15 protein-coding genes are annotated in these 14,351 nt (G+C 66.8%); 4 read left to right on the top strand and 11 right to left on the bottom strand.

Features of this window, described 5'->3' with window-relative positions; genetic code table 11:
• Window positions 1–8 precede the first annotated feature (8 nt).
• Complete coding sequence (gene rpsJ, locus ACLIVD_RS12600; protein WP_003938093.1) at window positions 9–314, bottom strand: 30S ribosomal protein S10; 306 nt, start codon at window positions 312–314, stop codon at window positions 9–11.
• Window positions 315–780: 466 nt separating this feature from the next.
• Here rpsJ and ACLIVD_RS12595 point away from each other — a divergent pair, with 466 nt between their 5' ends.
• From ACLIVD_RS12595 to ACLIVD_RS12580, 4 genes are all read left to right on the top strand, one after another.
• Window positions 781–1,257, top strand: coding sequence for a hotdog fold domain-containing protein (locus tag ACLIVD_RS12595; RefSeq protein WP_491932552.1), 477 nt, complete (start codon window positions 781–783; stop codon window positions 1,255–1,257).
• Between the two features lie 288 nt (window positions 1,258–1,545).
• Window positions 1,546–2,514 carry an ATP-binding cassette domain-containing protein gene (locus ACLIVD_RS12590; RefSeq protein WP_105412650.1) on the top strand — a complete coding sequence of 323 codons (969 nt, stop codon included), beginning with the start codon at window positions 1,546–1,548 and terminating at the stop codon, window positions 2,512–2,514.
• Entirely contained in the window at window positions 2,511–3,326 is an 816-nt protein-coding gene (locus tag ACLIVD_RS12585; protein ID WP_105412651.1) for an ABC transporter permease, read from the top strand. The genes ACLIVD_RS12590 and ACLIVD_RS12585 overlap by 4 nt, the downstream gene beginning before the upstream one ends.
• Window positions 3,323–4,171 (top strand): ABC transporter permease, encoded by an 849-nt coding sequence (locus tag ACLIVD_RS12580; protein ID WP_491932551.1) that lies wholly within the window; start codon window positions 3,323–3,325, stop codon window positions 4,169–4,171. The genes ACLIVD_RS12585 and ACLIVD_RS12580 overlap by 4 nt, the downstream gene beginning before the upstream one ends.
• An 18-nt stretch (window positions 4,172–4,189) precedes the next feature.
• On the opposite strand, the gene ACLIVD_RS12575 is transcribed toward ACLIVD_RS12580, so the two are convergent.
• From ACLIVD_RS12575 to fadD5, 10 genes are all read right to left on the bottom strand, one after another.
• Window positions 4,190–4,564, bottom strand: a complete 375-nt coding sequence (locus ACLIVD_RS12575) for a hypothetical protein (protein ID WP_283332979.1) — start codon at window positions 4,562–4,564, stop codon at window positions 4,190–4,192.
• A 30-nt stretch (window positions 4,565–4,594) separates the two neighbouring features.
• Window positions 4,595–5,782: an MlaD family protein gene (locus tag ACLIVD_RS12570; RefSeq protein ID WP_283353829.1), complete on the bottom strand. Its 1,188-nt coding sequence runs from the start codon at window positions 5,780–5,782 to the stop codon at window positions 4,595–4,597.
• Complete coding sequence (locus ACLIVD_RS12565) at window positions 5,779–6,828, bottom strand: MCE family protein (RefSeq protein ID WP_283353828.1); 1,050 nt, start codon at window positions 6,826–6,828, stop codon at window positions 5,779–5,781. The genes ACLIVD_RS12570 and ACLIVD_RS12565 overlap by 4 nt, the downstream gene beginning before the upstream one ends.
• Window positions 6,825–7,916, bottom strand: coding sequence for an MCE family protein (locus ACLIVD_RS12560; RefSeq protein ID WP_283353827.1), 1,092 nt, complete (start codon window positions 7,914–7,916; stop codon window positions 6,825–6,827). The genes ACLIVD_RS12565 and ACLIVD_RS12560 overlap by 4 nt, the downstream gene beginning before the upstream one ends.
• Window positions 7,913–8,953 carry an MCE family protein gene (locus ACLIVD_RS12555; RefSeq protein WP_283353826.1) on the bottom strand — a complete coding sequence of 347 codons (1,041 nt, stop codon included), beginning with the start codon at window positions 8,951–8,953 and terminating at the stop codon, window positions 7,913–7,915. The genes ACLIVD_RS12560 and ACLIVD_RS12555 overlap by 4 nt, the downstream gene beginning before the upstream one ends.
• Complete coding sequence (locus ACLIVD_RS12550) at window positions 8,950–9,966, bottom strand: MCE family protein (protein ID WP_283353825.1); 1,017 nt, start codon at window positions 9,964–9,966, stop codon at window positions 8,950–8,952. Before ACLIVD_RS12550 ends, ACLIVD_RS12555 begins: the two co-directional genes overlap by 4 nt.
• A complete protein-coding gene (locus tag ACLIVD_RS12545; RefSeq protein WP_283353824.1) occupies window positions 9,963–11,015 on the bottom strand; it encodes an MCE family protein in 1,053 nt (350 codons plus the stop codon). The genes ACLIVD_RS12550 and ACLIVD_RS12545 overlap by 4 nt, the downstream gene beginning before the upstream one ends.
• Window positions 11,015–11,875, bottom strand: coding sequence for an MlaE family ABC transporter permease (locus ACLIVD_RS12540; protein ID WP_009479359.1), 861 nt, complete (start codon window positions 11,873–11,875; stop codon window positions 11,015–11,017). Before ACLIVD_RS12540 ends, ACLIVD_RS12545 begins: the two co-directional genes overlap by 1 nt.
• A complete protein-coding gene (locus ACLIVD_RS12535) occupies window positions 11,875–12,684 on the bottom strand; it encodes an MlaE family ABC transporter permease (RefSeq protein WP_105412661.1) in 810 nt (269 codons plus the stop codon). The genes ACLIVD_RS12540 and ACLIVD_RS12535 overlap by 1 nt, the downstream gene beginning before the upstream one ends.
• A gap of 64 nt (window positions 12,685–12,748) precedes the next feature.
• Window positions 12,749–14,341 (bottom strand): fatty-acid--CoA ligase FadD5, encoded by a 1,593-nt coding sequence (gene fadD5, locus ACLIVD_RS12530; protein WP_283353823.1) that lies wholly within the window; start codon window positions 14,339–14,341, stop codon window positions 12,749–12,751.
• Between the last annotated feature and the right edge of the window lie 10 nt (window positions 14,342–14,351).

Genomic DNA, 14,351 nt, shown 5'->3' with positions numbered 1-14,351 from the left:
CGCCGCGCTCACTGAATGTTGACGTCGACGCTGGCCGGAAGGTCGATGCGCATGAGCGCGTCAACCGTCTTGGGCGTCGGGTCGAGGATGTCGATAAGCCGCTTGTGAGTACGCATCTCGAAGTGCTCGCGCGAGTCCTTGTACTTGTGCGGCGAGCGGATGACGCAGTACACGTTCTTTTCGGTCGGCAACGGCACGGGTCCAACGACGCGGGCCCCGGTACGGGTCACCGTCTCGACGATCTTGCGCGCTGACGCGTCGATCGCCTCATGGTCGTAGGCCTTGAGCCTGATGCGGATCTTCTGTCCCGCCACGCTTAGTGTCCTTTTCTTGCCGCGTTTCGTAGTCCCACCCGAGTCGGGCCGAACTACCTCGTCTGCACAGTCCCTTACCTGGGCCGCAACTGTCCGAACGCTAGGCGACCGGGACACACCCGATCCGCTGCCGCTGTTCATCTGTCATGGTTCTCCGGTACACGCGGTCGGGCGTGTCGCCCTCCCACTCATTCTCCGACCCGGAACTTTTCAGCTTTTCGGGCCGGGAACGCGCACCGGATGCACTCGAATTCGAGTGCCAGTAGGTACTGCTTCCGTCTTGCATGTGGCCGCGAGCAGGTCATGTGATCTACACCGCGACGTTTCACCCCACCTGTTTCGGGCCGCAAACGATCGCGTCCCAGACAAGGCAACCCGACCAGTATGCCGTACCGGGCGGGAGACTTCAAACCGGGCTCGATTCCTCTCGTACTCGACCGAACTTACCCTGAAGTAAGATACGGGAGTGACTACCTCGAATCCCACGTTCGCCGCGTGGCAGAAGCTCCCCGACAACACGCTCGGACACGTCCTCTTCTCTATCGGCATGTGTCTGCGCGTCCCCTACTTCGGCTCGGTACTCCCCCGCGTCGTCGAGATGCGCCCGGGCCGCTGCGAAGTCCGCGCACCGAAATGGTGGGGCGTGCGCAACCACCTGGGTACGTTCCACGCGATCGCGGCGTGCAACCTCGCCGAGGCCGCCATGGGCATGCTGTCCGAGGCGACCGTGCCGTCGAGCCACCGGTGGATCCCGAAGTCGATGACGGTCGACTACCTCGCCACGGCGAACGGAACGCTGCGCGCCGTCGCGGAACTGCCGGAGCTGCCGGATTTTGCCGCGATCACCGAGGGCACCGACGTGGTGGTGCCCGTGCGCATCTTCGACCGACAGGGAGTAGAGGTGGTTCACGCCGACATCACGACGTGGGTCACGCCGCGGTAGAGCGCGAAAGGCGCATGTCGAAGCTCACATTCGTCTCGAAGTTCGCGGGAGTGACCCGAATTGCCGTGTGGCACTTCCCCGGAGCCGGAACGTCGCGGTACAGCACGACCTTCCGGCCGGACGGGATCGGTTTCCGCCGTGGTCGCCGAGGCCGAAGTGGTACAGACGTCCGGCATTTATCGTGTACCTGTCTTTACGCGTTACAGAAGTTTTTCCCACCCCTTCGTCGGGCGCGAAGGTGTTCCCCGGTCTGCCTTGATCACCCTCTTCGCGTGACATACTCGGGACATGCCAGCACCTGACTCCGCCGTTCTTGTCGAGGGAATCGAGAAATCCTTCGGTGACGTAGCAGCGTTGCGGGGTGTGAGCTTCGAGGTGCCCCGCGGCACGGTCCTGGGCATCCTGGGCCCCAACGGCGCAGGGAAGACCACCACCGTCAACGTGCTGTCCACTCTGCTGCGCCCCGATGCGGGCCGCGCGTTCGTCGCCGGACACGACGTCGTCGAGGAGTCGGCGAACGTCCGGCGCAGCATCATGATGACGGGCCAGTACGCCGCCCTCGACGAGTCGCTGACCGGCCGCGAGAATCTGGTGCTGTTCGGCCGCCTGATGGGCCTGCCCAAGGCGTCCGCGAAATCGCGCGCACAGGACCTCCTGACACAGTTCGATCTGCTCGAAGCGGGTGACCGGAAGGTGTCCGGGTACTCCGGCGGTATGCGCCGGCGCGTCGACATCGCCTGTGGCCTCGTGATCCGTCCCGAGGTGGTGTTCCTCGACGAGCCCACCACCGGCCTCGACCCCCGCAGCCGCCAGGGCGTGTGGTCCCTCGTGTCCGCGCTGAAGGAGCAGGGCATCACGATCCTGCTGACGACGCAGTACCTCGAAGAAGCCGACCTGCTGAGCGACAACATCGTCGTCATCGACAAGGGCACCGTGATCGCCGAGGGCACGGCCGACGAACTGAAGGCCCGGACCGGCGGAAGCTACTGCGAGGTCGTCCCGGTGAGTCTCGACGACCTGCCGCGCGTCCGCGAAATCCTCTCGAGCCTCTGCCCACCCGGCCGGGCCATCGAGGAAGGCACCGACCGGCTGTCGATTCCCGCCGAACACGGCGCCCAGACCCTCGCCGAGGTTCTGCGCCGCCTCGACCTCGCCGGGGTCACGCTCGCCGACATCGCCCTGCGGCGCCCGTCCCTCGACGACGTCTTCCTCTCCCTCACCGGTCACGTCCGCGTCGACGAGAGCCTGCCGTCGTGACGGCGCCCGCCCAGCTCGGATTCGACAGTGCCCTCGAAGGCAGGCACCGGCGGCCGCAACCGTCGATCATCCAGCAGTGGATTGCGCTGTCCCAGCGGAACCTGCACACGATGTGGGTGTTCGGTCAGTTCTTCATCGCGGTGTTCGCCCCGCTGATCTTCACAGTCGGTTTCTATCTGCCGCTGCGTCTGGTGATGAAGTTCCAGGGCATCGACTACGCGCAGTTCGTCATGCCGATCATCGTCCTGCAGGCCATGGCGTTCACCGCGATCTCGGCGGCGCACCGCGCGGCCACCGAGGCGTCGAACGGCATGAATTCGCGATTCCAGACGATGCCGGTCGGGGCGGCGGTCCCGCTTGCCGCGCGAATGACAGCCTCCCTCGTGCACTCGACGATCTCACTCGTCGCCGCGATCGGCTACGGATACGCGATCGGCTTCCGGTTCGACGGCGGATTCGGGCTGACCGCGGCGTTCTGCGGGCTGGCGATGCTGATCGGCTTCACGCTCACGACGGGTGCCGACGCCCTCGGCACCCTGACCCGGAGCCCCGAGGTCACCAGTCAGGCGCTGACGCTCCCCCAGCTGATCCTCGGCATGTTCTCGTCCGGTTTCGTTCCGGTGACGCAGTTCCCGGAGTGGGCGCAGGGTTTCGTGCGAAATCAGCCCATCTCGCAGTTCTCCTCGTCCATGCGTGCCATGACGGAAGGCACGATCACGTTCCACCAGCTGACACCCACCCTGTTGTGGTGCGGAGGGCTGGCACTGGTCTTCATTCCGTTGTCGATCTGGTCGAATGTGAGGCGCGGATGACCACCGAATACCGATCCGACACACCGGCGACGGTGACCTTCCCCGAGGTGCTCGAACCCCACCCGGAGAATTCCTTCGCCGCACTCTTCTCGCACAGCCTGCTGCAGACCAGACGACTTCTACTCCGCTGGGCGCGCGACCCGTACACCATGCTGCAGGCGATCGTGTACCCGTCGTTGATGTTGCTGATGTTCTGGGCGGTGCTCGGGATCTCGATCACCAAGGCCACCGGGGTCAACAGCGTCTTCGGGACCGTTCCGATGATCACGCTCGTCGGCGCGATGTTCGGATCCATCGCGGGCGGCCTGTCGCTGAAGAAGGAATGGGCGGACGGGCTCCTGAGCCGGTTCTGGGTGCTGCCCGTGCACCGCGCGTCGGGCCTGCTCAGTCGCCTGATGGCCGAATCGGTGCGGATCATGCTCACGACGGTGCTGATCATCGCCGTCGGTTTCGCCGTCGGGTTCCGGTTCGATCAGGGCATCCTCGCCGGTGTCGCGCTGATGCTCCTGCCGCTGCTGTTCGGGGTGAGTTTCGCGACGATGGTGACCGCCCTCGCCGTCAACGCGGCGAAGGCACCGCTCGTCGAACTCCTCTCCCTGCTGTGCACTCTCCTGCTGTTCTTCAACTCGGGATTCGTACCCACCGGCGCCTACCCCACGTGGCTCCAGCCGTTCGTGGAGAACCAGCCGATGTCGTGCGCGATCGACGCGATGAAGGGACTGTCGATGGGCGGTCCTGTCGCGGAGCCTCTGCTCAAGACCATCGCGTGGTCGCTCGCCGGGCTGCTGATCTTCACCTACCCCGCGGTGCGCGGCTATCGCCGGGCCGCGGGCAACCCGGCATAGCCCCTCGCATACCGGAGCTCAGAAGAATCTGATCCCGGCCAACCGGTGACGCACCGCCGTCGCGGGGGTCAGGAGCCAGTCGACCGTCTCGACGATCCGGCCGACGCGCAGCAGCAGCTCGTCGAGGTCCTGTTCGGGGGCCGTCAGCGACCCGACGACTCCGTCCACCGACCGGACCGTGCCTGCGAAGGTGTCGAGCCCGTCGGCGAACTTGTCCAGCAACGCGTCGAACCTGCCCAGCACGCGGGCGAATTCGTCGAGGGACGTCCCGATCTCGTGGGCCACCCCGTCGACGCGGCCGATCGTGACGTCGGCATTGAGTGCGGCCTGGGTGAGTCTCCTGATACGGCCGGCCGTATCGACACCGTCCGCCGCACCCGTCGGTTTGCTCATCGATGTTCTCTCCTCGGCTCGTGCACGGACCTATCGCGGGGTGTGCCCCGTGAGTGGCGGCTCGATCACCAACGGATCGTCCGCGGCCGGTGGTCCGTAGACGCCGCCGTTCCTCGTCGCGTTCTCCTGACCCAGGTCGTCCGGTCGTGGAACGTTCACGGCACCCCGCTGCTCCAGGTACTGCTGCGACTGGCACGTCCAGTCCAGGGCGGGCGCACTCGGTTCCGCGTCGGTCACCAGACGGCGAGGGGCGTCGTACACGCACATCGGCCCCTGCGTTCCGACCAGGAAAAGGTCCGCGAGTCCGCCCTTCTCGATCGACGCGATCTTCGGCAGCGCGCCGGGCATGATCGTCAGGCCGTAGTCGAGGGAGGGTGTGCGGTCACCGACGATCCGGGTGGGGAGAACCAGATTCGTCATCAGGGCGCCCAGTGAGTCCCGATTTCCCGACAGCAACGAGTCCAGACTCGCCATCGTCTGCGGCGAGCGCCCGAGCAGGTCGACAAGCGCGGAATCGTTGGCCCGCAACTGCTCGAGGACGCTCCGGGCGGTGCTCGCCGATTCCGGCAGAGCGGCGGTGAGGCCGTCCGCGGTGTCCAGGAGCGGCATGCCCTTGTTCACGATGGTCGACAATGCGTCGGTGCGGGTTTCGAGTGTCCGGGCGATCTCGGCGGAACCGTCGAGCAGGTTCTGGAGGTCGGGCCCCGTGCCCCCGAAGGCGGTGCCGAACGTGTCGGCCAGCGACGACAGAGCGGTGACGTCCATCGAGTTCACGAGGTCCGTGGTCTCGACGAGGGTCGCGTCGAGCGAGCGCGGGATTCCCTCCTCCGGAACCTCGACGACGTCTCCGTCCGCGAGGTACGGCGGGTCCGCACTGTCGGGCATGATGTCGAGCGCCTGGATGCCGATCGCGTTCTCGGTGGTGATCTTCGCCGTCGATCCGGCCGGCACCTGGGTACCGGGATGCAGTTCGATGCCGAGGACGACGCCCGTCCCTTCGGGGTTCACGTCGACGGAGCTGATAGTGCCCACTCCGACTCCGCGATAATTGACGGACGCTCCCTGGGCGAGGCCCGCGGCGTGGTCGAGCCGCGCACTCAGGTGAATGGGACTTCCGAACGTGTCCGGGCCTGCGACGTACCGCAGCCCGAACAGCATCGCGGCGATCGAGATCACGAGGAACAGGACCAACTGCGCCACCACGTGACGTGTCATCATCGGACGCCTCCGCCGAGTACCTCGGGCAGCGTACGGGCTTCCGGCACCTCGAGCGGAGCCGATCCGGTGAGCAACTTGGCGATGACGGCGGTGACGTCGAACGTTCCGTCGAACGTCGTGTAATCGCCGGGTGTGGCCGCGGCGAATCCACCGAGGAACGTGGCCACCGAATTCAGTGTCGGCGCGAGTTGTGACTCGAACCGGTCGAGTGCCGTGAGCACGGCCCCCGCGTCGCTGATCTCGGCCGACAGTTCGGATCCGGCGCTGCCGAGGACATGTTGCGCCTCGCGGCTGAGACGCGACGCCTCCCCCATCAACGCGACGATCTGATCGCGTTGCGACACCAGGAGATCCACCGCAGGCGCCAGGCCGGTCATCGCCCGATCGAGGGTCGGTTGCCCGGCGGCGAGTTCCGCCGCGAAGGCATTGGACGCCACCATCGCCCGGTCGAGTTCGTCCCGATGGTCGTCGACGACGCCCAGTGTGTCGTTCAACATGTCCACCAGTTCCCGGACCTTGTCCGAGCGGCCCGCGAAGGCGACGGTCAATTCGTTCATGATGGCGTGCATCTGGTCTATGCCGCTGCCGTTCAGCACGGTGGCCAGCGCGGCCAGGCCACTCTCGATGTCGGGACCGCGCGACGTCCGGTCCAGTGGGATGGTGTCACCCTCGCTCATCGGCGCGCCCGCCGCGTCCCCGACGTCGAGTCGGACGAAGGGATTGCCGAGGGCCGTGGGCAATTCGATCCGAGCCGTCGCATCCTGCGGTATCGGAACGTCGTCGCGGATCCGCATCTCGATCCGAGCGGTGAAGTCCCGGGTCGACACGTCCGAGACTCGGCCCACCACCTCTTGACCCACCCGGACCTCGGCGCCCGGGACGACACGATCGACACCGTCGAACTGCGCGGAGATCTGATATGACGGACCGTCCGGCGAACGGCCCACCGACAGATCCTGCAGGCTCAGCGAACACCCCGCGACCGGCAGCGCCATACCGACGACCAGCGCCGCCGTCAGCGATTTCGTTCTCGCCCGGATCGTCATCGTCCTCCGACCATGAGTTCGCGCAGCCCGAACGGGTCGGACATGCTGGGCGGAAACTGAATCGGGTTGGTGATTCCCGCTCCGCGGCAGAGGATCGGATCGACCACCGCGCAGAGCGGGGACGTCGGCTCGGCCTGCGCCAGGTTGGTGGAGATGTTCAGCCGGATGCGGGCACGCTGGTCAGGAGTGACCGCACGCTGGATGTTGTCGATCAGCAAGGGCACCAGGTCCATGATCTCGGCGAGGTCGGTGTCGTGCCTCTGCAGCACCTCGCTCACTCCCGCGAGGTTGTCGATGCCGGCGGCGACGTCGCCGCCCCGGGCGGACACGAGTTGGTCGATCTGGTTCAGGAGCGCGGACAACTGGTTCACCGTGTCGCCGATCGCGAACTGCTGGCCGGCGAACTCGTCGCCGATCGCAGTGAGCGAACCGGCGAGTGAATCGACCTGCGCCTGACGCGACGAGATCGCGTTCACGAGCACCTCGAGGTTGTTGACGAGCGCGCCGACATCCGCGCTGTTGCCTGCGATCACCGAACTCGCCTGCGACAGTGTGCGGATGGCGTCGTTCATCGCGGGACCGAGGCCGTCCGAGGACGCGGCGGCAGCGGAGATCGCGGCGCCGGCATCGCCTCCGTCCGGACCGAGCGCCTTGACGACGGTGTCGACGCTGTCCATCAACTGGTCCCAGGTGATCGGCGAATGACTGCGCTCGGGTGCAATGGTCTGCCCGCTCTCGAACACCGGGCCGCCGGTGTACGCGGGGCCGAGTTCGACGAATCGCTCACCGATCGCGGACGTCACCAGCACGTACGCATTCGCGTCCGCGGGCAGCACGATGTCCGACGCGACGGACATCGTGACCATTACGGTCGCGCCTCTCGGCTCGACCGCCTCGACCGTGCCGACCGGAACCCCGAGCACCGAGACCTTGGTGCCGGGGAACACGCCGTTGACGTAGGCGAATTCGGAATGCACGACGGTGGACGACGTGCGGAAGATCAGCAGCCAGCCGGCCACGACGATCGCCACCACGAGCGCGAGCACGCCGCCGATCCCGGCGACCCGGCGTGCGATGCCCGCGTTCACGAGCACCCCGTGATCAGTCCGACGACGCACAGCAGGTTGTCGGCGATGACGGCCGACGGCGCGGAGACGTCGGCCCAGTCGCCGGTTCCGGTCGCGTTCACGAGGGCTCTCGCGGCCGGTGCACCCGTGGTCAGGAGCGCGTCGAGGTTGGCGAGGTTCGCCTGCAGCCGGTCCGTCACCTGCCTCGCGTTCACGAGCAGTGAATCCAGCTCGGCGGTGTTCTCGCCGAGGAACTGGGATGCCTGTGCGACGAGCGCCTGGAGATCGTCGACCATCTGGCGGATGGCTGCACGCCGGGTGGCGAGTGTGTTCATCACGACGTCCGCGTTACCGAGCAGGGTGGTGAGCTGACCCTGCTGACCGACCAGCACGTCCGTGAGGGTCCGCGAGCTGTCGAGCAATTGCGTGACCTGATCGGCGTTCTTCGCCAGGATCGTGGACGCCGCGCTCACACCCGCCAGTGCCTCCCGGTTGAGGTTCGCGTCCTGCGGCAACGTCTCCGTCACCACCGCAAGCATCTTCTGCAGTCCCCCGAGGTCGAGTTCGTCCGCCGTCTCGATCGCGGACGATCCGATGTCGTCGAGCGAATACGGAACGCTGGTGCGGCGGAGTGGAATCACCCCGTCGTCCCCCAGGTCTCCCGGCCCCGACGGCGCGACGTCCAGATAGCGCTTGCCGAGGATGGTCGACAGCTTCACCCCCGCGGACGTCGTCGATCCGAGGTGACGTTCACCGTCGAGCCGGAAGTGCACGACCACGTGATCGCCCGCCAGGTCCACTCCGGTGACCCGGCCGGCGGGGACCCCCGCCACGTACACGTAGTCCGAATCGGTCAGGCCCGCAGCGTTCGCGAGTTCGGCCGTGTACCCGTCGGTCCGCACGGCGAAGCTCACCCGCGGGATCACCAGAACCAGCGCCAGCGCCAGCGTTGCCGCGAGAATTCCCACGATTCCGACGATCAGCGGGTTGACGGGCCGCACTCGCTGATTTCCCGCCAGCGAGTCCCAGACGTCGCGCACGTTCTCGGTGACACTCATTGGCAGTACCTCGAATGCAGGTCGGGACCGAGGGCGCCTTCGCGACCGTCGACGTTGACGATGAAGGTGCACAGGTAGATGTTGAGCCACGAGCCGTACGAGCCCGAGCGGTCGACGGAGGAGAAGAACTCCGGCATGGCCACCATGAGGTGATCGAATTCCGGGTTGGCGCCCAGCATCGCCCCCGTCAGCGAGTGAAGTTGTTCCACGGTGCGGCCGAGCTCCGGGACGCGCCCGTCCACGATCTGCAGCGCCGAGCGACTCACCGCCGCACTCTGATCGAGGGTGTCCATGAGAACCTCGTTGTTCTCGGCCAGCATCCCGGTGAACTGGGTGAGGCTGTCGACGAGGTGGGACAGCTCGGGACCCCGTGCCGCCGCCGTTCCCACCACCACCTCGAGGTTCCGGATGAGATCACCGATCAGCTGATCGTGATTCGCCAGGTTGCCGGTGACGTCCGCCACCCTGCGCAGCAGAGTTTCCATGCTCGCCTTCCTGCCGTCGAACACCGCGACGACTTCGGTGGCGAGTGCGTTGACCTGTTCCGGTTCAATGGCGTCGAACAGTGGCTTGAATCCGTTGAAGAGACTGGTGAGGTCGAGTGCGGGCGACGTTCGGTCGAGCGGAATCGTGTCGCCCTCCTCGAGGGTGCCCTCGCCCGACGGCCCGGCCGCGAGATCGAGATACCGGACCCCCAGGAGGTCGCCGTACCGGATGGCGACGGTGGTGTCGGCGGGAAGTTTCTGATCGCGCTGCACCTCGAAGTCCACCAGGGCGGTGGCACTTCCGGCGTCGCCGTCGACGATGTCGATCGAATCGACACGTCCCACCCGCACACCGGCGATGGTGACGTCGCTGCCGGGAGTGACACCCTGGGCGTCGGTGAACAACGCCTTGTACGTGACGGTCTGCCCCTCGACCGGGACCCGCAGCGTGTTCACGACGAGCACTGCCGAGAGGATGCCGAGGACGCCGAAGATCGCCAGTTTGATTGCCGAGTTCCGGACGCTCATCCTCCGCCACCTCCCCCGCAGTTCGGTCCGTCCATGCCGGGATACTGCGGGCAGTCGGCCGACGTGTAGGGCCGCGGGTTGGACAGGTCCGCGGCGACCCGGACCGCGAACTTGCCGGTGGCGAAGACGGCGGCGCCGGCCTCGCCGAACGGGCCTGCCTCGTCGAGGGTGGCCCGCAGCAGATCGGACTTGCTGGCCATGGTGCCCAGGGTCGGCGAGACGTTCAGGGCCACCGCGATCATGTTGTCCGCGTTCTGTTCCAGGACGTCGCCGGAATTCCTCGAGACGACGAGCGAAGCGGCGAGGAAACCGGTGAAGCTGTCGGTGTTCTCGACGAGTGTGTTCGACAGCGACACCGCGGCGTCCATGGCGGCGAGGACGTCCGGCGCGGCCGCGGCCAGTTGCTCACTGATCCGGGCGATCTGTGGCGTCCGCTCCGCGACCGACTCGACGAGTGGCGCGGTGGATGTCGCCACAGCGTGGAGGCTGTCGATGGTGTGCCCCAACTGCTCGCCGCGACCCCGCAACGCGTCGGCGACGGCGCTGAGTGCGGCCTGCATCTGTTCGGGTTTCACCCGCGACAGCATGTCGTAGACCTTCGAGTACAGGTCGTACATCTGGACGGTCTCCGCCGAGGTGTCGGGTTGCAGCCGCGCCCCGGCCTCGAGTCGGGCGCCGCCGGTTCCGGCGGTCGACACCAGCTCGACGGTCTGGTCGCCGAACAGCGTGCGGGGAACGACCCGCACCTCGACGGAAGCCGGGATGTGACGCATCTGCTCGGGGCGGAGACTGATGTCCATGCCCGTCTCGTTCATTCCGGCGTCGACACTCGACACGGTTCCGACGGTCGCCCCCTTGTAGGACACCGTGGTGTGCGACTTCACGGCACCGGCGTCGGCCGGAAGTGTCGCTGTCACCACGGGATCGGTGACGATCGTTCCGGTGCCGAAACCGACCAGCAATGCCGATCCCAGAATCAGGACCGCCACTCCGATCACCCCCCGCACGGCGAGTGCGCCGGTGCCCGGACCACCCGGGCGGCCGCGCATCACGGCAACCCCAGGGCGGGGGCGGACGGGACGAGACCCCACAGCGAGAGCGTCAGCAGCAGATCGACGATACCGATGGCGAGGATGCTGGTCCGCAACGCACGTCCGGCCGCACGGCCGACGCCCTCGGGGCCGCCGTGCGCGTGGTATCCGTACGAGCAGTGGACGAGCGCGATGATCGTCGCGAACACGACGGCCTTGACGAACGAGTACACGACGTCGGTGGGGGTGAGCATGAGATGGAAGTAGTAGTCGTAGGTTCCGGCCGACTGCCCGCCGAACGTGACGATCACGAGCCGCGATGCCAGGTACGACGACAGCAGGCCGACGACGTACAACGGCACCACACAGATCAGGCACGAGACGAGTCGTGTGCTCGCGAGGAACGGCAGCGACCGGATCGCCATCGCGTCCAGCGCACTGATCTCCTCCGAGATGCGCATGGCGCCGAGCTGCGCGGTGAACCCGGTTCCGACCTTCGCCGCGAGCGCGATGCTGGCGATCACGGGCGCCAGTTCGCGGGTGTTGAGGATCGCCGACAGGAGTCCGGACAGCGATCCCATGCCGAGCAGGTCCAGTCCGCGCAGCCCCTCGATGCCCACCTGCGTCGCAGCGACGGCGGACATCGCGAAGACGACACCGATCGCGCCGCCGCCCGCGAGCAGCGTGGCACCGCCGAAGCTGATGTCGCCGATCTGACGCATGATGTGCCGCCAGTACTTCACGATCGCGAGGGGAACTCCGGCGATCACGCTGCCGTAGAACGTGAATTCCCGCCCCAGCCCCGTCATCAGGTCCAGGGGCTGACGAGCCCGGGCCCGCACCCAGTGCACTGCGGGCCATCTGGTGCTCACGACCATCAGTAACCACCTACCGGGACGACGAGAACGGAATAGAGCTGACTGAGCACGGTGTTGACGATGAAGACCAGGATGAAGGCCAGCACGACGGCCTCGTTGACGGCGTCGGCGACACCGCTGGGCCCGCCCTTGGCGTGCAGCCCCTTGAAACTGGCGACGAGCGCCGACGTCACCGCGAACGCCGTCGATTTGACGAGGGCGACCACGAAATCCGACAACCGCGTGTACTGCGACAGTGCGGTGAGAAAGCTTCCCGCCGAACTGTTCTGGACGATCACCTGGAAGAGGAAGCAGGCCGACACTCCGACGGCGGTGACCATCGCGCAGAGTGCGATGCCGACGATCACCGCTGCGAGCACGCGCGGGACCACGAGCCGCTCGATCACATTGAGCCCGAGCACCTCCATGGCCTCGACCTCTTCGCGGATCGTCCGCGAGCCGAGGTCGGCGCAGATCGCGGACCCTCCGACCCCGGCCAGCATCAGCGCGCACACCAGGGCGGACGCCTGCCCGACGATCACGAACCCCACGACCGCCCCGGTGTACCCCTCGGCGCCGAGCTGACCGGCGAGGCTACCGATCGTGACAGCGATGAGGACTCCGATGGGGATCATCAACAGCAGGGCGGGTGCCGACGTGACCGACGCGATCCGCCAGGCCTGATCCAGCAGTTCCCGCCAGGCCAACTTGCGCCGCACCAGAACTCGCACCGCGGCCACCGTGGTCGCGATAGAGAATCCGATGAGTGCGCCGACTTCGTTGGCGAAGTGACTCACGGGCCCTTTGGCGGGTGGCAACTCGAATGTCACGCGGTCCTCCCCCGTTGCCGGTCACCGCAGAGCGGGGACCGGCCTCGAGATGTTCGATACGGGGTCAGACGACCGCGACGCCGGATGCGCCGTGGGTCTTTCGGAGTTCGCCTTTGACGACCTTGCCGCTGGCGTTGCGGGGCAGCGCGTCGACGATCACGACGTCTTTCGGGTGTTTGTACCGGGCGAGCTTGTCGTCGAGCCACGCCGCGAGTTCGTCCACGGTGAGGTCGGATCCCTCGTCGTCGAGTGCGACGACGGCGACGGGCACCTCGGTCCACTTGGGATCGGGCCGGCCGACGACGGCGGCCTCCCGGATCCGCGGATGTCCGAACAGGACGTTCTCCACCTCGGCGCAGTAGATGTTCTCTCCGCCGGAGATGATCATGTCCTTCTTCCTGTCGACGACGTAGACGAATCCTTCGTCGTCCTGCCGCACCAGATCTCCGGAGTGGAACCACCCGCCGGCGAACGCGTCCGCCGTGGCGGCCGGGTTCTGCCAGTACTCGAGCATCATCGTCGGTCCGCGGTAGACGATTTCGCCGACGGTCCCGGGTGCGACGTCGTTCATGTCGTCGTCGACGACGCGCGTCTGGATCGTCGGGATCGGTTTGCCCACCGAACCCAGTTTGCGGATCGCGTCGTCCCCGTCGAGGACACAGGTGATGGGCGACATCTCGGTCTGCCCGAACACCGCGACGATGAGCGCCCGCGGGAACGTGTCCGCCATGGCGCGCAGCACCGTATCCGATGCGGGCGCCGCCCCCCAGCTGATGACGCGGAGGGCGAGATCGCGACCCCGGACGGTCGGGTCGGCGCAGACGGCCTGCCACTGCACCGGCACGAGGAACACCGTCGTGATCCGCTCCTGCTCCCACACGTCGAGCATCTCGGTGGGGTTGAACGCCTTGAGCGGGTGAATCACCGTGGTACCGCCGAGCATCAGCATCGGGGCGACGGAACCGAGCGCGGCCACGTGGAACACGGGGGACGCGAGGAACCCGATGTCGTCGCCGCGGTCGTAACGCATCGCGCGGATACAGGTGATGGACTGTCCGACCATGTTCGAGTGCGACAGCACCGCACCCTTGGGCGTACCCGTCGTTCCGGACGTGTAGAGAATCAGCGACGGTGTGTCCTCCGGCAGATCGACGGGGGCATGGGCCGGGCCGGACTCCGACACGAGTTCTTCGTAGCCGAGCATGTCGGCTTCCGTGTCGGCGCCGATGTTCACGACCAGGCTCAGTTCGGGAACGTCCTGCCGCACCGCCGCGACCAGCGGTGCGAGCGCGGGCTCGGTGAACACCGCACGAGCCCCGGAGTCACGGGCGATGAACGCGACCTCGGGCGGGGTGAGCCGGAAGTTGACGGGGACCGCGATGGCGCCGAGGGCATTGATCGCGAGAACCGCTTCGAAGAATTCGGTGCGGTTGAGGGTGAGCAGCAGAACACGGTCGCCGAACTTCACGCCTCGCCGGGACAGTGCGCCGGCGAGCGCCTCCGATCGGTCGTGCAATTCGCGCCAGGTCGTACTGTGGCCGAGAAAGCGGAACGCGGCCTGATCGGGCTTCATCTCCGCGTGCGACGCAACCCAGTTGTTCCAGTGGTTGCGGCGGGATTGCAGTGGCTGCGCCAGCAGCTCGCTACGTGACGACATGTGGTGGTGG

The sequence above is a fragment of the Rhodococcus sp. G6(2025) genome (assembly GCF_058628105.1).
The sequence above is the reverse complement of the archived record's forward strand: the minus strand, read 5'-3'. Positions and strand labels throughout refer to the sequence as shown.